This is a genomic window from Roseateles toxinivorans (genome assembly GCF_004362525.1).
GTDB classification, from domain to species: domain Bacteria; phylum Pseudomonadota; class Gammaproteobacteria; order Burkholderiales; family Burkholderiaceae_C; genus Paucibacter; species Paucibacter toxinivorans.
The window spans coordinates 39,974-56,455 of record NZ_SNXS01000001.1 but is presented as its reverse complement, the minus strand read 5'-3'; the positions used below and the strand labels follow the sequence as shown (position 1 = coordinate 56,455).

Sequence of the window (16,482 nt, the reverse complement as noted above, 5' to 3'; positions counted from 1 at the left end):
GGAACCTGTGCCGCCGGACCTCAAGGGTGCGGCGGTGCGATCTGCTCGGCGTAGTCGTACAGCGCGCCCAGAATGGCCTGGCCGCGCTCGTCAGCCTCTTCGCTGAGCGCATCGATGCGCTCGAAAAAGGCGCTCAGCGTGCTGAAGCCGCCCTCACCCAGATGCAGACGCTCGCTGCAATGCTGCTGCCAGCGCTGCTGCTCCGCGCTGCTGAGGCTGTCAGGGAAATTGCGTGCCCGGTAGCGGAACAGCAGCTCGTCCAGCCGGCCGTCCTCGAAGGCCGGATGCTGGCCGGCCAGCTTGTCCGCGTTCAGGCCGCGCAGCCGGTTCAGCAGGCGGCGGTCCTCGTTGCCGACAAAGCCGCCGTAGAGATCCTCATCGACATCGGGCGCCTGCTCTCCGGCCGGCCGGGCGTAGACCTCCGCCCAGAGCTGCCGGGGCAGCGCGGGCAGCTGGGCGGCCCGCTCGGCATGGCGCAGGGCCAGCTCCACATCCAGCCCCCAATGGGCGGCACGCTCGGCGCTCAACACCTTCAGATTGCCTATCACCACCGGTGACTTGTTGATGTGCACGCTCTTGATCGGCAGCCGGCTCACGCCCTCGGGCAGTTCGTCCTGCTTGCTGAACATGCGTTGGCGTAGGGTGGCGGCGTCCAGCCCCTGCAGCTCGGCCGGGTCGTGGGCCAGGTCCCAGACAATGATCTCGTTCTTGTTGGTCGGGTGCTGGGCAATCGGCCAGACCACCGCCAGGCAGCCGCGCTCGACCGGGTACATGCCCGAGATATGCAGCACCGGCCGCGGCTGGCCCAGGCCGAACTCCTGCAGCACCGCGTCCTTCTTGCGCAGCTTCAGGCAGAAGTCCCACAGCCGCGGGTTGCTCTGGCGCACCAGGCGCGCCAGCGCGATGGTGGCGCGCACATCGCTCAGCGCGTCGTGGGCGGCCTCATGGGCCAGGCCGTTGGCGGCGCTCAGGTGCTCCAACTTGAACGAGGGCCGGCCGTCTTCGTGCCTGGGCCACTGCAGGCCGTCGGGGCGCAGCGCATAGCAGCAACGCACCACATCCAGCAGATCCCAGCGGCCGCAGTCGTTCTGCCACTCGCGGGCATAGGGATCGATCAGATTGCGCCAGAACAGGTGGCGCGTCACCTCATCGTCGAAGCGAATCGTGTTGTAGCCCAGGCCCACCGTGCCCGGCAGGGCCAGCTCCTGCTCGATGGCGGCGGCGAACTCGTGCTCAGGCAGGCCCTGTTCCAGGCAGGTCTGGGGCAGGATGCCGGTCAGCAGGCAGGCCTCGGGGTCGGGCAGGAAGTCCGGCGCGGGCTTGCAGTACTGCATCAACGGCGCGCCGATCTCGTTGAGCTCCGCGTCGGTGCGTATGCCGGCAAACTGCGAAGGCCGGTCGCGCCGCGGCACCCGGCCAAAGGTTTCGTAGTCGTGCCAATAGAAGGTAAGGTCTGCCATATCGAGCAAGATACCTCATATGAGCCGCCCCCTGGCCGGCGCCCAGGCGCCGTGGCAGCGGCGCAACCCTCAAGTTTTGCTGAAGCCCTGTGCCTGCCCTGCACCGAGCCAGCGTCGATAATGTCTGCCATGCAGGTATTTCGCGGCTTCCACCATCCCGGCATCGCACCCGCGTGCGCGCTGACCATAGGCAATTTCGACGGCGTCCACCGCGGCCACCAGGCCATGCTGGCGCTGCTGCACTCCGAGGCCCGGCACCGCGGCCTGCCCAGCTGCGTGATGACCTTCGAACCCCATCCGCGCGACTTCTTTGCCGCCAAGATGGGCAAACCGGAGCTGGCACCGGCACGCATCGCCACCCTGCGCGACAAGCTCAGCGAGCTGGAGCGCTGCGGGGTCGATCAAGTCATCGTGCTGCGCTTCGACGAGGCCTTGGCCGGCCTGCCGGCCCAGGACTTCATCAGCCAGGTGCTAGTGCAGGGGCTGGGCGCCAGGTATGTGCTCGTCGGCGACGATTTCTGCTTCGGCGCCAGGCGCCAGGGCGACTACAGGATGCTGGACGCTGCCGGCCAGCTGCAAGGCTTCGACGTGGCGCGGATGATGAGCTACGAGGTCCATGGCCAGCGGGTCAGCAGCTCGGCCGTGCGCGAGGCCCTGGTGGCCGGCGACATGGACACCGCCGCCGCCCTGCTGGGCCGGCCCTACAGCATCAGCGGCCATGTGATCCACGGCCGCAAGCTTGGTCGGGAGCTCGGTTTCCGTACGCTGAACCTGCGTTTTGACCATGCCAAATCGGCGGCGATGGGCATTTACGCGGTGCGCACCCATGGCCTGACCGACACGCCGCTGGACGGCGTGGCGTCTCTGGGCGTGCGGCCCACGGTGGAGGACGCCGGCCGCCTGCTGCTGGAGGTGAATTGCCTGGACTGGCCGTCGCAACTGGGCCTGGACGGGGGCTACGGTAAACTCGTGCGCGTGGAACTGCTCAAAAAACTTCGCGACGAAGCCCGCTATGACGGTCTGGAGGCCCTGACGGCCGCCATCCGTCAGGACGCGGACAACGCGCGCAGCTTCTTTGCCACGCACGCATCTCGCTCGCGCCAGACCACCCGCGACCGAATTTGAACCCTGAGGGGTTCACGCGCTGCATGCCCTAAGGCGCGTCACGTCCAAGTTCTTCATTGCCTGCGGCGAGCCCTCAGCGGCGGCCAGGCACACACCCATTCAGGTTCCGCCATGACCGATCAAAGTTCCAAGCCCGAAGTCAAGCCCGACTATCGAAGCACCCTGAACCTGCCCGACACCCCCTTCCCGATGCGCGGCGACCTGCCCAAGCGCGAGCCGGGCTGGATCAAGGAGTGGGACGACTCTGGGCTTTACAAGAAGCTGCGCGACGCCCGCTGCGGTGCGCCCAAGTTCGTGCTGCACGACGGCCCGCCCTATGCCAATGGCCAGATCCACATCGGCCATGCGGCGAACAAGATACTCAAGGACATGATCGTCAAGGCGCGCCAGCTCGAGGGCTTCGACGCCGCCTACATCCCCGGCTGGGACTGCCACGGCCTGCCGATCGAGAACCAGATCGAGAAGACCTTCGGCCGCGGCCTGCCACGTGACGAGGTGCAGTCCAAGAGCCGCGCCTACGCCACCGAGCAAATCGATCAGCAGCGCCACGACTTCAAGCGCCTGGGCGTGCTGGGTGAATGGGACAACCCCTATAAGACGATGAACTTCGCCAACGAGGCCGGCGAGATCCGCGTGCTCAAGCGCCTGTTCGAGCGGGGCTTCGTCTACCGCGGCCTGAAGCCGGTCTACTGGTGTTTCGATTGCGGCTCCTCGCTGGCCGAGTTCGAGATCGAGTACGCGGATAAGCAGTCGCCCGCGGTCGATGTGGCCTTCCTGAGCGCCGAGCCGGCCAGGCTGGCCGCCGCCTTCGGCCTACCCTCGCTGGCCAAGGAGGCCTTCACCGTCATCTGGACGACGACCCCCTGGACCATCCCCTCCAACCAGGCGCTGAACCTGAACCCGGAGCTCAGCTACGCGCTGGTCGACACGACGTGCGGCATCTTCATGGTGGCCGAGGCGCTGGTCGAGAAATGCCTGGCCCGCTGGAAACTCGAAGGCTCGGTGCTGGCCACGACGCAGGGCAAGAACCTGGCGATGCTGAAGTTCAAGCATCCCTTGGCCCATGTGGATGCCGGCTATGACCGCGAAAGCCCGGTCTATCTGGCCGACTACGCCACCGCCGAGGACGGCACAGGCGTCGTCCACTCGGCCCCGGCCTACGGCCTGGACGACTTCAACTCCTGCGTGTCGCACGGCATGGACTTCAAGGACATCCTGAATCCGGTGCAGGGCAACGGCGCTTTTGATGCCGAACTGCCGCTGTTCGGCGGCCTGCACATCTGGAAGGCCAATCCGGTCATCGCGCAGGCCTTGGAAGACGCGGGCCGTCTGCTGTCGCATACCAAGATCACCCACAGCTATCCGCATTGCTGGCGCCACAAGACGCCGGTGATCTACCGCGCGGCCGCGCAGTGGTTTGTGCGCATGGATGAGGGCGACGGTGTCTTCACGCTCGACAAGGCCGGCAAGACGCTGCGCCAGACGGCGCTGGAAGCCATAGCCGCCACCAACTTCTACCCCGAGAACGGCCGCGCCCGGCTGCGCGACATGATCGCCGGCCGGCCGGACTGGTGCATCTCGCGCCAGCGCAGCTGGGGCGTGCCGCTGCCGATCTTCCTGCACAAGGACACCGGTCTGCCCCACCCTGACACGCTGGCCTTCATCGAGCGCGCCGCCACCATCGTTGAGGCCGGTGGCGTCGAGGCCTGGGCGAAGCTGGACGCAGCCGAATGGCTGGGCGACGAAGCGAAGAACTACACCAAGGGCAGCGACATCCTGGACGTCTGGTTCGACTCCGGCTCGACCTTCCAGCATGTCTTGAAGGGCAGCCACGCCGGTGCCGCACATGACGAAGGCCCCGAGGCCGATCTGTACCTCGAAGGCCATGACCAGCACCGCGGCTGGTTCCACAGCTCGCTGCTGATCAGCTGCGCCCTCAACGACCGCGCACCCTATCGCGGCCTGCTGACCCACGGTTTCACCGTCGACGGCCAGGGCCGCAAGATGAGCAAGTCGGTCGGCAACACCGTCGCGCCGCAGCTGGTCAGCGACAAGATGGGCGCCGAGATCATCCGCCTGTGGTGCGCGGCGACCGACTACTCGGGCGACCTGGCCATCGACGAGAAGATCCTGGCCCGCGTCGTCGACAGCTACCGCCGCATCCGCAACACGCTGCGCTTCCTGCTCGCCAACACCAGCGACTTCGACGCCAAGACTGACGCCCTGCCGCTGGACCAGCTGCTGGAGGTGGACCGCTATGCGCTGTCGCGCGCCGCGCAGTTCCAGGCCGAGGTGCTGGCCCATTACAAGGTCTATGAGTTCCACCCGGTGGTGGCCAAGCTGCAGGTCTATTGCTCCGAAGATCTCGGCGCCTTCTACCTCGACCTGCTGAAGGACCGGCTGTACACCGCGGCGCCCAAGAGCCTGGCCCGCCGCTCGGCGCAGACCGCGCTGTGGCACATCACCCAGGCCATGCTGCGCTGGATGGCGCCGTTCCTGAGCTTCACGGCCGAGGAGGCCTGGAAGTTCTGCGCCACCAGCGAGTCGCCCAGCGTCTTCACCGAGACCTACTGGAAGTTCGCGCCCGCCGACGAGGCCTTGCTGGCCAAATGGACGCGCATCCGCGAGATCCGGGATGTGGCGAACAAGGAGATCGAAGCGCTGCGCACGGCCGGCCAGGTCGGCGCCTCGCTGCAGGCGGTGCTGGAGATTGGCGTCAATGCCGAAGACCGGGCGCTGCTGGCTTCATTGGGCGATGACCTGCGCTTCGTCACCATCACCTCGGGCGCCGGCCTGGTCGATGCGGCCGAGCTGAGCGTCAAGGTGGCAGCGGCCACGGCGGCGAAGTGCGAGCGCTGCTGGCACTATGTCGACGACATCGGCCAGACGCCCGAGCACCCCGGCATCTGCGGGCGCTGCGTCAGCAATCTGTACGGCGAGGGCGAAGCACGGCGCTTCGCATGAGTTCAAGCTAGAAAAGCACAAAGGGCGCCGAGGCGCCCTTTTTTCATGGAAGAAGCAGTGTCAGGGAAAGGCCGGAACATTGGGCTCCCGGCCCTCGAAATGCGCCTCGGGATGGGTGCGCTCCAGCAGGGCCTCGATCTCGGTGACACGCGAGCGCGGCACATCGACCATCAGCAGATACTGGCCCTGGCCAATAGCCCGCTCGAAGCGGCGCAGGCGCCGGCTCGGGGTGGAGCTGCCAATCATGCTGGACGACCAGGTGCCCAGCACTGCACCGAGTGCCGCCATCGCGATCACCACGGCCGCCGGGGCGGCCATGCTGCCCAGCGTATAGGCGGCGGCCACACCGGCCGCGCTGCCCAGGCCTGCACCGATCAGCAGGCCCGACTGCGCGGCCTGAACCAGGTCCGAGCTTTGCAGCACATTGGCCGCATGCAGGCCGTTCATATCGGCGCCCTCCTCGGCCATAAAGTGGATGTGCTGGTCGCCGATGCGGGCCAGCAGCAGATCGTTCATGGTGCGGGTGGCGCTGCTCAGATCGGGCAACAACCAGTAGATGCGTTTGCGCATGATGGCTCCTCAGGGATGAGTGAAGCCCATGTCTGCGGCAGCCCCTTGCGCCGCATGGCAAGGCAGAAGCCAGTTTTACGCCTGTTCTTGAGGAACATCAAGCACCGGTGCCGAGCAAGACCCGGCACCGGTAGCTGCTCAGTTGAGCAGGGCGCGCCGCCGTTCGTCGACCCAGGCCAGGCCTTGGCTGGTGGCATAGGCCGCCGCCGCGTCGGGGCAGGTGAAGGGTTGGGCAAAGCGAAGCACCCGGTCGTGGGTGGCGCTGCCGCGGCCCGAGCGAATCGAGACCGAGGCAAGGTATTGGCCGTTATCGGCCAGTTTGGACAGAGGTGAGACAAGGTATTTGCCCACCTCAACATTTTTATAGATGTTGTTCATGAGGTGTGGGCCGCGATTCGACATCACGGCGTCCAGTTCAGGGTGAAACGCGACCTGCAAGCTGCGGGTCGAGACGGTTTCGGTCGGGTCGGGCTCCGCGCGTGGCATGCGCTTGGGGCCGAACGGGCGCTGAACGGTGAAGCCTGAGGCGTTGGCGCGCCGGCTAGAAGCTCAGAGGTGGGATCGGTGCCGATGGGTCGGCACTTGTTCGATCGGGCGGATCCGCGTAGGCGCAGTTTGCTGCTGTTCGTTCGCTGGATTCGCTTGTTTTCATCGGACAGGGGCTTTGGGGGAGCCTGCCGTCCTAGGTCTTGCACAAGACGCAAGACCGCACACCGAAGGCGCGAGTGTAGCAGCATTGCGGCAAGGCCCACTTGCGGTGCGTGCGGGCGGGCCTTGCCTGTACAGTACAGCGCGCTACGTCCCCTGCCATTTCGATCGCTCCAATGACCAAGAACTACCGCGCAAAACGTCCCCTGCTCCTCTGGCTGGCCCTCGCCCTGATCGTGATCCTGGCCGACCAGTTCACGAAGACGCTGATACTGGGTCAGTTCCAGTATGGCGACAGCCGCTTCGTGACCGGCTTCTTCAACCTCGTGCGTGCACACAACACCGGCGCGGCCTTCAGCTTCCTGGCCGGCGCGGGTGGCTGGCAGCGCTGGTTCTTCGTAGGCCTGGGCGCGGTGGCCACCGTGTTCATCATCGTGATGCTGCGCAAGCATGGGGAACAGACGCTGTTTGCCACCGCGCTGTCGCTGATCATGGGTGGCGCCATCGGCAATGTGGTCGACCGCCTGCTGCATGGCTATGTGGTGGACTTTCTGCAGTTCCACTGGGCGGGCTGGTACTTCCCCTCGTTCAATGTGGCCGACAGCGCGATCACCTTGGGCGCCATCCTGCTGATCTGGGACGAGTTGCGCCGCGTGCGCAAGGGTCCCTAGGTAAACCACCGCTGGCAGCGATGCGGGCCTGGGCTTAGCCTTGATTCATGAGCGAACCCCAGACCCACGAGCCTCCTGCCCCGCCCGACGAATCGTCGCCGTTCACGATCAAGCTCAATCCCTTGGGCTGGCTGCAGCCCTTTCAGTGGCTGAGGCTGGGTTGGAAGGACTTCCTCCGCCACCCCGGCATCGGCCTGTTCTATGGTTTTTGCTTCATGGCCATGGGCTGGGGCCTGCTGGCGGTCTACAAACATGCCCCCGCCTATATGCTGGCGCTGTCGGCCGGCTTTCTGCTGATGGGGCCGTTCCTGTGCATGGGCCTGTACCAAGTCAGCCTGCGCCTGGAGCGCGGCATGGCACCCGACCTGGGAGACTCCATCCTCGCCTGGGAATCGCACATGAGCCAGATGGCCATCTTCGGCACGGTGCTGCTGATACTGGAGATGGTCTGGGCCCGCGCCGCGCTGGTGATCTTTGCCGTCAGCTTCGACGGTATGCCAGACTTCTCCGGCTCGATCACCAAGCTGCTATCACCCGACAATCTGGGCTTCATCATCACCTACCTCGGTGTCGGAGCGGTGTTCGCGGGCCTGATCTATGCGATCAGTGCGATCTCGATCCCAATGATGCTGGACCAGCAGGTGGACGCCATCACCGCCGGCCTGACCAGCCTGCGTCTGGTGCTGACACAGACCGGTGTGATGCTGCTGTGGGGCGCGCTGATCACCCTGCTGGTGGTGCTGGCCATGCTGCCCGGCTTCGCCGGCCTGCTGGTGGTCGGGCCGGTGCTGGGCCATGCCAGCTGGCATGCCTATCGGGCCGCCGTCGCGGCCGAGTGAGTTAGGGGTGGTCGCCCCCAAGCGGCCCGGCTTGCGGCATGATGGGCGGCGCGCACCACTCGCCCCGAATCCATGCTCGACTTCACATGCCTGACGCACTACGAATGGCTCGATGTGCCGGTCTGGGTGTTCGATCATGCCCGCCAGCGCAATCTCTGGGCAAATGCGGCGGCGCTGAGCCTGTGGCGGGCCGACAGCGAGGCCGAGTTCCTGAACCGGGATATGTCTGATGCCAGCGAAAGTGCCCGGCTGCGCCTGAACCTCACCGCCGCCGAGCATGCCAAGGGTCAGGTGGTACGCGAACAGTGGACGCTGTACCCCAAGGGCCATCCGGTCACGGCGACGCTGGTGTCGCGCGGCATCCTCACCAACGAGGGCCGCCAGGTGATGCTGTTCGCCTCCGACCCGCTGTCCACCAGCTTCGACAAGACCATGCTGCGCGGCATCGAGGCCTTGCAGCACACCTCGGTGCGCATCGCGATGTTCAATCTGCGCGACGGCAAGGCCCTGATGCTGAACCCGGCCGCGGCGGCGGCCTTCGGCTCGCTGCACCAGGGCCGCGATGCGGTCGGCTTCTCGACGCTGTTCGCCGACGCCGAGGTGCCGGCCCGCATCCTCGGCCAGGTGCGGCGCGGCCAGACCTTCAGCGCCGACCTGGAGCTGATCACCACCATAGGCCGGCGCTGGCATGGCCTGGACGCACGACCGATGCGCGACCCGGTCAGCGGCGAGCTGGTGCTGCAGCTCAATGCCCGTGACATCGCCGACCTGAAGGCGACGCAGGCCATGCTGGAGGCCGCACGCCAGGCGGCCGAGGCGGCCAGCCAGTCCAAGAGCAGTTTTCTGGCCCATATGAGCCACGAGATCCGCACACCAATGAATGGTGTGCTGGGTCTGACCGAGCTGGTGCTGCAGACGCAGCTGGACGAGCGCCAGCGCAAGTTCGTCGAGCTGGCGCACAACTCGGCCAAGGGGCTGATGGTCATCATCAACGACTTGCTGGACGTGGCCAAGGTCGAGTCGGGCCGCATCGTCGTCGATCAGGCGCCGTTCTCGCTGCATGGCTGCCTGCGCGAGTCGCTGCACCCGCTGCTGCTGCAGGCACATAACCGCGGCATCACGCTGAAGGTGCTGGTGCAACCGGTGGTGGCCGACCATCTGCTGGGCGATGCGCTGCGGCTGCGCCAGGTGCTGATCAATCTGGTCGGCAATGCGCTGAAATTCACCGAGCGTGGGGAGGTTCGTGTCGAGGTCGAGATGCTGGAAGACCGGGGCGCCGAGGCCGGCGCGGCCGCCCTGCAGCGCCTGCGCTTTGCCGTGCACGACACCGGCATCGGCATGACGCGCGAGCAGATCCAGCATGTCTTCGACCCCTTCACCCAGGCCGACAGCAGCATCACCCGCCGCTACGGCGGCACCGGCCTGGGCCTGACCATCGTGCACCGGCTGGTGCAGCTGATGGGCGGCCAGATCAAGGTGGAGAGCCTGCCCGGCGTGGGCAGCTGCTTCAGCTTCGAGCTGACCCTCAAGCGGGTCTGCGCCGAGGCCGAGGCGCCGCTGACCTCAGGGCAACAGCACGCTTGATCCTGTGGTCTTGCGCGCCTCCAGGTCGCGGTGTGCACGCGCGGCATCTGCCAGCGGATAGCGCTGATCAATGCGGATCTTGACCTGGCCGCTGCCCACCACCTCGAACAACTCGTCGGCCATGGCCTGCGTGTTCTCGTGCGTGGCGATATGGGTGAACAGCGTCGGCCGGGTCAGGTAGATCGAGCCCTTGGCGGCCAGCGTTCCCACGGCCACAGGGGCCGGCGGGCCGGAGGCGGCGCCGAAGCTGGCCATCAGTCCGAAGGGCTGCAGGCAGTCGAGCGAGCCGTCCCAGGTGTCCTTGCCGACCGAGTCATAGACCACCTTGACGCCGCGCCCGCCCGTGATTTCCTTGACCCGGGCGACGAAGTTCTCGGTCCGGTAGTTGATCGTGAATGCCGCGCCCAGCTCGGCGGCCAGCGCGCACTTCTCGTCAGAACCTGCCGTGCCTATCAGCTGCAGGCCCAGCGCCCGCGCCCACTGGCAGGCGATCAGGCCGACGCCACCGGCGGCGGCATGGAAGAGCACGAAGTCACCGGCCTGCAGGCCGCCCTGAGGCAGGGTGCGGCGCAGCAGGTACTGGGCGGTCAGGCCCTTGAGCATCATGGCCGCGCCGGTCTCGAAGTCGATGGCGTCCGGCAATCGCACCACATTGCGGGCCGGCATCACACGGGCCGTGCAATAGCTGCCCGGCGGCTGGCTGGCATAGGCGGCGCGGTCGCCCGCGGCCAGGTGGGTGACGCCCTCGCCCACCGCTTCGATCAGCCCGGCCCCTTCGCCGCCGATGCCGAACGGCGCGGGCAGCGGATAGGCACCGCTGCGGTGATAGACGTCGATGTAGTTGATGCCGCAGGCCTGGTGGCGGATGCGCACCTCGCCCGGGCCCGGATCGCCGACCTCGACCTCCACCAATTGCATGGCGTCGGCGTCACCGGGCACCTGTACCTTGATCGCACGTTCACGGCTGCTCATGTCCTGTCTCCACATCAAGATGTTGATCTCCGGTATCGTGCCAGCAATCCGGCCCGCCCGCTCGGGTGCCCCTCTTTCCACGCTCCCGATGACACTCACGCCACGTATCGCCCTGCTCCTGTTGCTGCCGCCCCTGCTGTGGGCCGGAAACGCCATCGTCGGCCGCTTGGCCGTGACCAGCATCTCGCCGGCGATGTTGAACCTGCTGCGCTGGGCCCTGGCTTTGAGCCTGCTGCTGCCGCTGGGGTGGCGGGCGCTGCGGCGGCCGGGCGAGATCACCCGGCGCTGGCGCTATCTGGCGCCGCTGGGTCTGCTTGGCGTGGGCAGCTACAACACGCTGCAGTACCTGGCCCTGCGCACCTCCACGCCGCTGAACGTGACCTTGATCGCGGCCAGCATGCCGGTGTGGATGCTGCTGATAGGCGCGCTGTGCTACCGCGAGCCTCCGCAGCGCCGGCAACTGATCGGCGCCCTGCTGTCGCTGCTGGGCGTGGCCCTGGTGCTGTCGCGCGGCGATCTGTCGGCGCTGGCGCGGGTGCACTTCGTCGCCGGCGATCTGCTGATGCTGGTGGCCGTGATGTGCTGGGGCGGCTACAGCTGGCTGCTGGCCCGGCCCCCGGCCAGCATGCAGGGCGAGGCCCGGCCGGCCTGGGGCTGGGCCGAGTTCCTGCTGGTGCAGACGCTGTTCGGCCTGTTCTTCTCCGGCTTCACCGCCGGCATCGAGCATGAACTGACCCCGATGCCTATCGCCTGGAGCCCCTGGCTACTGCTGGCCCTGGCCTATGTGGCGATCGGCCCCTCGGTGATTGCCTACCGCTGCTGGGGTCTGGGCGTGATGGCCGTTGGCCCCGCCGTGGCCGCCTTCTTCAGCAATCTGACGCCCGTGTTTGCGGCCCTGCTGTCGGCGGCGCTGCTGGGCGAATGGCCGCAGTGGTTTCATGGCGCCGCCTTTGTGCTGATCGCAGCCGGCATCGCGGTATCGTCGCGACGCCAAGCTGGCTAGAATCAAACGAGATCAATCAACGCCTCAACGGGAGCCTCCACCATGTCCAAGTTCCACCAATTGCAGCGCCTGAGCCTGGGCATGCTGGTTGCCGGTATGCCGCTGCTCGCGGGCGCGCAGGAACTGGGCAAGGGCGGCTCCATGGCCAGCGGCAGCGCGGGGCCCGACGGCGCGCAGAACGCCAATGCGCAGCTGGAGCGCTGCGAAACGCCCAAGGGCACCCTGGCCGTGGTCGAGCCGCAGAACCAGGTCGGCATGAATCTGCAACGCTATGGCCTGGGCTCGCCGACCGCGGTGATACGGATGCTGGTGCAGCAGTCCAACTGCTTCCAGATCGTCGAGCGCGGCGCGGCGATGCAGAACATGATGCAGGAGCGGGCGCTGTCGCAATCGGGCCAGATGCAGGGCGGGCAAAACGTCGGCGCAGGCCAGATGGTGGCGGCGGACTTCATCGTCACCCCCAGCGTGGTGTTCTCCGACAACAATGCCGGCGGCGTTGGCGGCGGCGTGCTGGGCCTGCTGGGCGGGCGTGCCGGCCTGATCGGTGGCCTGGTCGGCGGACTGAAGTTCAAGCAGGCACAGACCAGCATGCTGCTGGTGGACACCCGCTCAGGCATACAGGTGGCTGCGGCCGAGGGCAGCGCCGAGAAGACCGACTTTGCGCTGGGTGGCGCGCTATTCGGCGGCGGCGGTGGCGCCTCGCTGGGCGGCTACACCAGCACCAACGAGGGCAAGGTGGTGGTGGCCTCCTTCATCGACAACTGGAACAACATCGTCCGCGCAATCCGCAACAACCCCTCGCTGATACAGGCCACCTCGGGCACTGCCTCGAAGCAGAATGCCGCCGCCAGCGTGCAGGCCGGCGCGGCCGCCGAGGGCGATGTGATGGTGCCCAAGATTTCCGGCGCCAAGGTGCTGCGCCAGGCCCAGGACGGCGCGCCCGAGCTGCAGTCGCTGCAGCGCACGGACGAAGTGATCTACCTCGGCGAAGAGCGCAACGGCTTCCTGAAGGTGCAGTCGGGCCGCGGCGAGGGCTGGGTCAAGAAGATCCTGCTGAAGAAGCCCTAACTTCTCAGCTTCTGGCGCCCGGCGCCCTCTACAAGGCCGCCAGCGTCTCGGAGAACAGGCGCAGATAGCTGTCGAACTGGTGGACATCGTTGTGCGCCGCGCCCTCGATATAGACCAGCCTGGCGGCCGGCGCCTGCGCGCGCAGCGCCACGCTGTGGGCCGGCGCAATCAGCGGGTCCCGGGTGCCATGGACCAGCAGCAGCGGGCGCGCAATCTGCGCTGCGGCAAGGCCGGTGTCCAGCGGATAGCGCAGCAGCGCCGACGGCACCAGTGGAAAATGCTCGCGCATCAGCGCCTGCATGCTGCTGTAGGGCGACACCAGCACCGTCAGTTCCGGCCCGACCTCGGCCGCCAGGCCGGCGGCCAGGCCGGTGCCCAGCGAACGGCCGTAGATGACGCGAGGCAGGCCCGTGTATTGCGGCGCCACCTGCTCCCAGGCCATGCGCACATCGGCGCGCAGCTGAGCTTCGCTATCGATGCGGCCGGTGCTCTTGCCGTAGCCCCGGTAGTCCAGCATGAACAGGTCGTAGTTGGCCCGCCGGTAGAAGTCGATGTTGACGAACCAGTTCTGCAGGCTGCCGGCGTTGCCATGCAGGAAGAACACCACGCCCTTGGGCCGGGGCAGCTTCAGGTGCAGCGCCGACAGGCGCGCGCCGGGCACGTTCAGGCTCAGCTCATGGACATCGTCGCCGAGCGCAAAGCGATGGTCGGCCGGCAGCACATCGGGCTGGAACAGCAACTGCTCCTGCCGCAGATAGAGCCAGCCCATGGCCAGCCCATAGCCGCTGAAGGTCAGCAGCGCGGCCCCCGCAGCCAGGCGCGGCCAGTTGAGGCTCATCGCGCTTCCAGCAGTATCTTGAGCCGCCTCAGCGCGCGTGAGGATTGATGCTCCAGCACCCAGCGCGTCAGGTTGGCGTCGAACAGGCGCCAGAGCCAGAACTTCGAGCGGAACTGCAGCCTGCGCTCGAAGCGGCAACCGGTGCCCTCGGCGACGATCAGGTAGGTGATGCGGGCCACGCCATGCGGCGTGTCTGTGGCGATGGCCCAGCGATTGACTGGCTCGCAGGCACAGACGGTCCAGCGGGCCTGAAAGCGCCGGCCAACCATGCCGATATGCTCCAGCACGGTTTCACCCAGCACCAGTGGGCGCTCAGGTGCCTCGCGTACCAGGCGGGTGGCGGGGTGCCAGCGCGACCAATGGGCCGGTGTGGATACAAAATCAAACACTTCGGCGGCTGGGCGAGCGATGGCGATGACGCTGGTGACTACGGGAGCGGCTTCGAGTTTCAAGATCAGATTGCGTTGCGCGAGTTTGGACATCAACATGCGCCGGGTCTCCCAAATGCCATACCCGCCCATTACGCACGGGCACCGCTTTCGGATGCAAGGCATGTCACCGCCGCTTGCAACTGAAATACTTCCTCAACGTCTTGCAAGACGGGACGGCTGATGGGGGGTTGGCGTGAAGAACCGGACGGGGAGCCGCTCAGAGTCGCCGGGCGGGGAAATGTTCCCTGGCCGGAACTGTCTAGGCCCGGCTGGTCAATGCGCGGGCAATGCGATGCCGATGCACGGTGGTCTTGGGCACATGGCCCTTGAACCAGCTGCGCACGTCCTCGTCCAGGCCGATGCCGTGCATATAGTTGTACAGCGCCTTCTTCAGCGCCAGACCCAGCGCGTCGTGATCGACGCCGGTCGGGTCATGGAAACCGACATCGTTCTTCGCGAATGACACCGGCGGCAGCGGCTGCAGGGTCACGCCATAGGCGGCCGGGTCCTGCCCCACCGGCGAGTGCACGGTGCAGGCAAAGCGGTGGAAGAAGCCGCTCTGTATGCAGCCCTGCTCGAACAGCTGGCGCACATACTCCAGCGCATCGACCGTATCCTGCACCGTCTGCGTCGGGAAGCCGTACATCAGATAGGCGTGAACCAGAATGCCAGCATCCGAGAAGCCCTTGGTGACACGCGCCACCTGCTCCACCGACACGCCCTTCTTCATCAGGGTCAGCAGTCGGTCCGAGGCCACCTCCAGGCCGCCCGAGATGGCAATGCAGCCGCTATCGGCCAGCTGCTGGCACAGCTCGGGGCTGAAGGTCTTCTCGAAGCGGATATTGCCCCACCAGGAGATCTCAACCTGGCGGCGCATCAGCTCGGCGGCCAGTGCCTTCAAGGCCTTGGGCGGTGCCGCCTCGTCCACAAAGTGAAAACCGGTCTGGCCGGTCTCGGTGACGATGGCCTGCACGCGGTCCACCAAGGTGGCGGCCGAGGCGCCGTCATAGCGCGAGATGTAGTCCAGCGACACATCGCAGAAGCTGCACTTCTTCCAGTAGCAACCGTGCGCCACGGTGAGCTTGTTCCAGCGTCCGTCTGACCACAGCCGGTGCATGGGGTTGAGCATGTCCAGCAGCGACAGGTACTGGTCCAGCGGCAGGCCGTCCCAGGTCGGCGTACCGACCTCGGCGAAGGCGATGTCGGGCTCGACCAGGTTGATGTAACGCACAGCCCCTTCCGTGCGCACAAAGGTGCGCACCAGCCGTTGCTGCGAGCGCTTGCCGGCCAGATGGTCCAGCAGTGCCAGCAGCGGCCGCTCGCCGGCATCCAGGGTCACATAGTCGAAGTAATCGAACACCCGCGCGTCACTCAACTCGCGCAGCTCGGTGTTGACGAAGCCGCCGCCGAGCACGGTGACAAGGGTCGGGTCTTGCGCCTTGATCGCCTGGGCGATGCGGAAGGCGGCATAGACGGCACCCGGGAATGGCACCGAGATCAGCACCAGCGTCGGCCGGTGGCGGGCAATCGCCGCCAACGTCAGCTCGCGCAGCGTCTCATCGACCAGATTCAGCGGCGCGGCCAACGCCTCGGCCAGCGGGTCGAAGGTCGGCTGACTCTGCGCCAGCTGCTCGGCATAGCGCACGAACTCGAAGCGCGGATCGATCGCGTCGCGCAGCACATCGGCCAGATCGTTCAGATACAGCGTCGCCAGATGGCGGGCCTTGTCCTGCAGGCCCAGAGCGCCGAAGGCCCAGGCCAGCGGGTCACCGCCGTCTTCGTCGATATACACATCCAGCGACTCGAAGCGCGGCCCCTCGGGCAAAAAGGCTCGGCTGCAGATGCGGTGCGCCAGAGTGGAATCGCGGCCCTGCAGAAAGGCCATCGCCGGCTTCAGGGTCGCCAGATAGCGCGAGTACTGCCGCATGAACAGATCCACGCGCGCTGTGCGCTTGGGCGTGGCTTCAATCTGGGCATGCAGCGCCTGCAGCCCTTCGCTGGAGAACAGCTTCAGCATCAGCGCCAGCGCCAGATCCTCCTGCACCGCGTCGAATCCCCGCGAACGCAGAAACCCGGTCAGGTAGGCGGTGGACGGGTACGGCGTATTCAGCTGCGTCATCGGGGGGATGACGGACAGGATACGGGGGGGCTGGGCTGACATGGGCGGGCGCCTGGGGGCAAGGCTGGGAGGGAGCGGGCCCTATTTTGCCAGTTTGACTGTTGGCGCTCTCTGCGCTCCAGCTACGCGCGAGGCTTTGTGAGGGTCGGCACGGCTTTGTCTGATTCCCAGGCAAGAGGCCCGAGACGGA

Annotated in this window: 14 protein-coding genes; 7 read left to right on the top strand and 7 right to left on the bottom strand. The window is 66.7% G+C overall.

Annotated features, from left to right (window positions below; all coding sequences use genetic code 11):
• Positions 1 to 20 precede the first annotated feature (20 nt).
• Positions 21 to 1,460 carry an exodeoxyribonuclease I gene (gene sbcB / locus DES47_RS00235; RefSeq protein ID WP_133698671.1) on the bottom strand — a complete coding sequence of 480 codons (1,440 nt, stop codon included), beginning with the start codon at positions 1,458 to 1,460 and terminating at the stop codon, positions 21 to 23.
• A 129-nt stretch (positions 1,461 to 1,589) separates the two neighbouring features.
• Here sbcB and DES47_RS00230 point away from each other — a divergent pair, with 129 nt between their 5' ends.
• Together DES47_RS00230 and ileS are read left to right on the top strand one after the other, a co-directional pair.
• Positions 1,590 to 2,585 carry a bifunctional riboflavin kinase/FAD synthetase gene (locus DES47_RS00230; protein WP_133698670.1) on the top strand — a complete coding sequence of 332 codons (996 nt, stop codon included), beginning with the start codon at positions 1,590 to 1,592 and terminating at the stop codon, positions 2,583 to 2,585.
• A 111-nt stretch (positions 2,586 to 2,696) separates the two neighbouring features.
• The gene (gene ileS, locus DES47_RS00225; protein WP_133698669.1) at positions 2,697 to 5,549 is read left to right on the top strand and encodes an isoleucine--tRNA ligase; all 2,853 of its coding nucleotides are present in this window, start codon (positions 2,697 to 2,699) and stop codon (positions 5,547 to 5,549) included.
• A gap of 60 nt (positions 5,550 to 5,609) precedes the next feature.
• On the opposite strand, the gene DES47_RS00220 is transcribed toward ileS, so the two are convergent.
• Together DES47_RS00220 and DES47_RS00215 are read right to left on the bottom strand one after the other, a co-directional pair.
• The gene (locus DES47_RS00220) at positions 5,610 to 6,119 is read right to left on the bottom strand and encodes a DUF1269 domain-containing protein (protein ID WP_133698668.1); all 510 of its coding nucleotides are present in this window, start codon (positions 6,117 to 6,119) and stop codon (positions 5,610 to 5,612) included.
• 138 nt (positions 6,120 to 6,257) lie between these two features.
• A complete protein-coding gene (locus DES47_RS00215; protein WP_341800549.1) occupies positions 6,258 to 6,605 on the bottom strand; it encodes a hypothetical protein in 348 nt (115 codons plus the stop codon).
• Positions 6,606 to 6,943: 338 nt separating this feature from the next.
• Between DES47_RS00215 and lspA the strand changes: the two genes are divergently transcribed.
• From lspA to DES47_RS00200, 3 genes are all read left to right on the top strand, one after another.
• Positions 6,944 to 7,438, top strand: a complete 495-nt coding sequence (gene lspA / locus DES47_RS00210; RefSeq protein WP_133698667.1) for a signal peptidase II — start codon at positions 6,944 to 6,946, stop codon at positions 7,436 to 7,438.
• Between the two features lie 47 nt (positions 7,439 to 7,485).
• Positions 7,486 to 8,277, top strand: coding sequence for a DUF2189 domain-containing protein (locus tag DES47_RS00205; RefSeq protein WP_133698666.1), 792 nt, complete (start codon positions 7,486 to 7,488; stop codon positions 8,275 to 8,277).
• A 72-nt stretch (positions 8,278 to 8,349) separates the two neighbouring features.
• On the top strand, positions 8,350 to 9,861 hold the full coding sequence (locus DES47_RS00200; protein WP_133698665.1) for a hybrid sensor histidine kinase/response regulator: 1,512 nt from the start codon (positions 8,350 to 8,352) through the stop codon (positions 9,859 to 9,861).
• Here DES47_RS00200 and DES47_RS00195 read toward each other — a convergent pair.
• Positions 9,841 to 10,833 carry a quinone oxidoreductase family protein gene (locus DES47_RS00195; RefSeq protein WP_133698664.1) on the bottom strand — a complete coding sequence of 331 codons (993 nt, stop codon included), beginning with the start codon at positions 10,831 to 10,833 and terminating at the stop codon, positions 9,841 to 9,843. The two genes, DES47_RS00200 and DES47_RS00195, sit on opposite strands and share 21 nt — an antisense overlap.
• Positions 10,834 to 10,921: 88 nt before the next feature.
• Between DES47_RS00195 and DES47_RS00190 the strand changes: the two genes are divergently transcribed.
• The gene (locus DES47_RS00190; RefSeq protein WP_133698663.1) at positions 10,922 to 11,836 is read left to right on the top strand and encodes a DMT family transporter; all 915 of its coding nucleotides are present in this window, start codon (positions 10,922 to 10,924) and stop codon (positions 11,834 to 11,836) included.
• 42 nt (positions 11,837 to 11,878) lie between these two features.
• Positions 11,879 to 12,904 (top strand): CsgG/HfaB family protein, encoded by a 1,026-nt coding sequence (locus DES47_RS00185; RefSeq protein WP_133698662.1) that lies wholly within the window; start codon positions 11,879 to 11,881, stop codon positions 12,902 to 12,904.
• A gap of 28 nt (positions 12,905 to 12,932) precedes the next feature.
• On the opposite strand, the gene DES47_RS00180 is transcribed toward DES47_RS00185, so the two are convergent.
• From DES47_RS00180 to DES47_RS00170, 3 genes are all read right to left on the bottom strand, one after another.
• On the bottom strand, positions 12,933 to 13,742 hold the full coding sequence (locus DES47_RS00180; RefSeq protein WP_133698661.1) for an alpha/beta hydrolase: 810 nt from the start codon (positions 13,740 to 13,742) through the stop codon (positions 12,933 to 12,935).
• A complete protein-coding gene (locus tag DES47_RS00175; RefSeq protein ID WP_166651790.1) occupies positions 13,739 to 14,230 on the bottom strand; it encodes an SRPBCC family protein in 492 nt (163 codons plus the stop codon). Before DES47_RS00175 ends, DES47_RS00180 begins: the two co-directional genes overlap by 4 nt.
• 202 nt (positions 14,231 to 14,432) lie before the next feature.
• The gene (locus DES47_RS00170) at positions 14,433 to 16,334 is read right to left on the bottom strand and encodes a B12-binding domain-containing radical SAM protein (protein ID WP_133698659.1); all 1,902 of its coding nucleotides are present in this window, start codon (positions 16,332 to 16,334) and stop codon (positions 14,433 to 14,435) included.
• Between the last annotated feature and the right edge of the window lie 148 nt (positions 16,335 to 16,482).

Coding starts and splice junctions, on each gene's coding strand:
- DES47_RS00215 (WP_341800549.1), bottom strand. CDS start 6,605: ATGCCACGCGCGGAGCCCGACCCGACCGAAACCGTCTCGACCCGCAGC.
- DES47_RS00170 (WP_133698659.1), bottom strand. CDS start 16,334: ATGTCAGCCCAGCCCCCCCGTATCCTGTCCGTCATCCCCCCGATGACG.
- ileS (WP_133698669.1), top strand. CDS start 2,697: ATGACCGATCAAAGTTCCAAGCCCGAAGTCAAGCCCGACTATCGAAGC.
- DES47_RS00200 (WP_133698665.1), top strand. CDS start 8,350: ATGCTCGACTTCACATGCCTGACGCACTACGAATGGCTCGATGTGCCG.
- DES47_RS00220 (WP_133698668.1), bottom strand. CDS start 6,119: ATGCGCAAACGCATCTACTGGTTGTTGCCCGATCTGAGCAGCGCCACC.
- DES47_RS00180 (WP_133698661.1), bottom strand. CDS start 13,742: ATGAGCCTCAACTGGCCGCGCCTGGCTGCGGGGGCCGCGCTGCTGACC.
- DES47_RS00190 (WP_133698663.1), top strand. CDS start 10,922: ATGACACTCACGCCACGTATCGCCCTGCTCCTGTTGCTGCCGCCCCTG.
- DES47_RS00230 (WP_133698670.1), top strand. CDS start 1,590: ATGCAGGTATTTCGCGGCTTCCACCATCCCGGCATCGCACCCGCGTGC.
- DES47_RS00195 (WP_133698664.1), bottom strand. CDS start 10,833: ATGAGCAGCCGTGAACGTGCGATCAAGGTACAGGTGCCCGGTGACGCC.
- lspA (WP_133698667.1), top strand. CDS start 6,944: ATGACCAAGAACTACCGCGCAAAACGTCCCCTGCTCCTCTGGCTGGCC.
- DES47_RS00205 (WP_133698666.1), top strand. CDS start 7,486: ATGAGCGAACCCCAGACCCACGAGCCTCCTGCCCCGCCCGACGAATCG.
- DES47_RS00185 (WP_133698662.1), top strand. CDS start 11,879: ATGTCCAAGTTCCACCAATTGCAGCGCCTGAGCCTGGGCATGCTGGTT.
- DES47_RS00175 (WP_166651790.1), bottom strand. CDS start 14,230: ATGTTGATGTCCAAACTCGCGCAACGCAATCTGATCTTGAAACTCGAA.
- sbcB (WP_133698671.1), bottom strand. CDS start 1,460: ATGGCAGACCTTACCTTCTATTGGCACGACTACGAAACCTTTGGCCGG.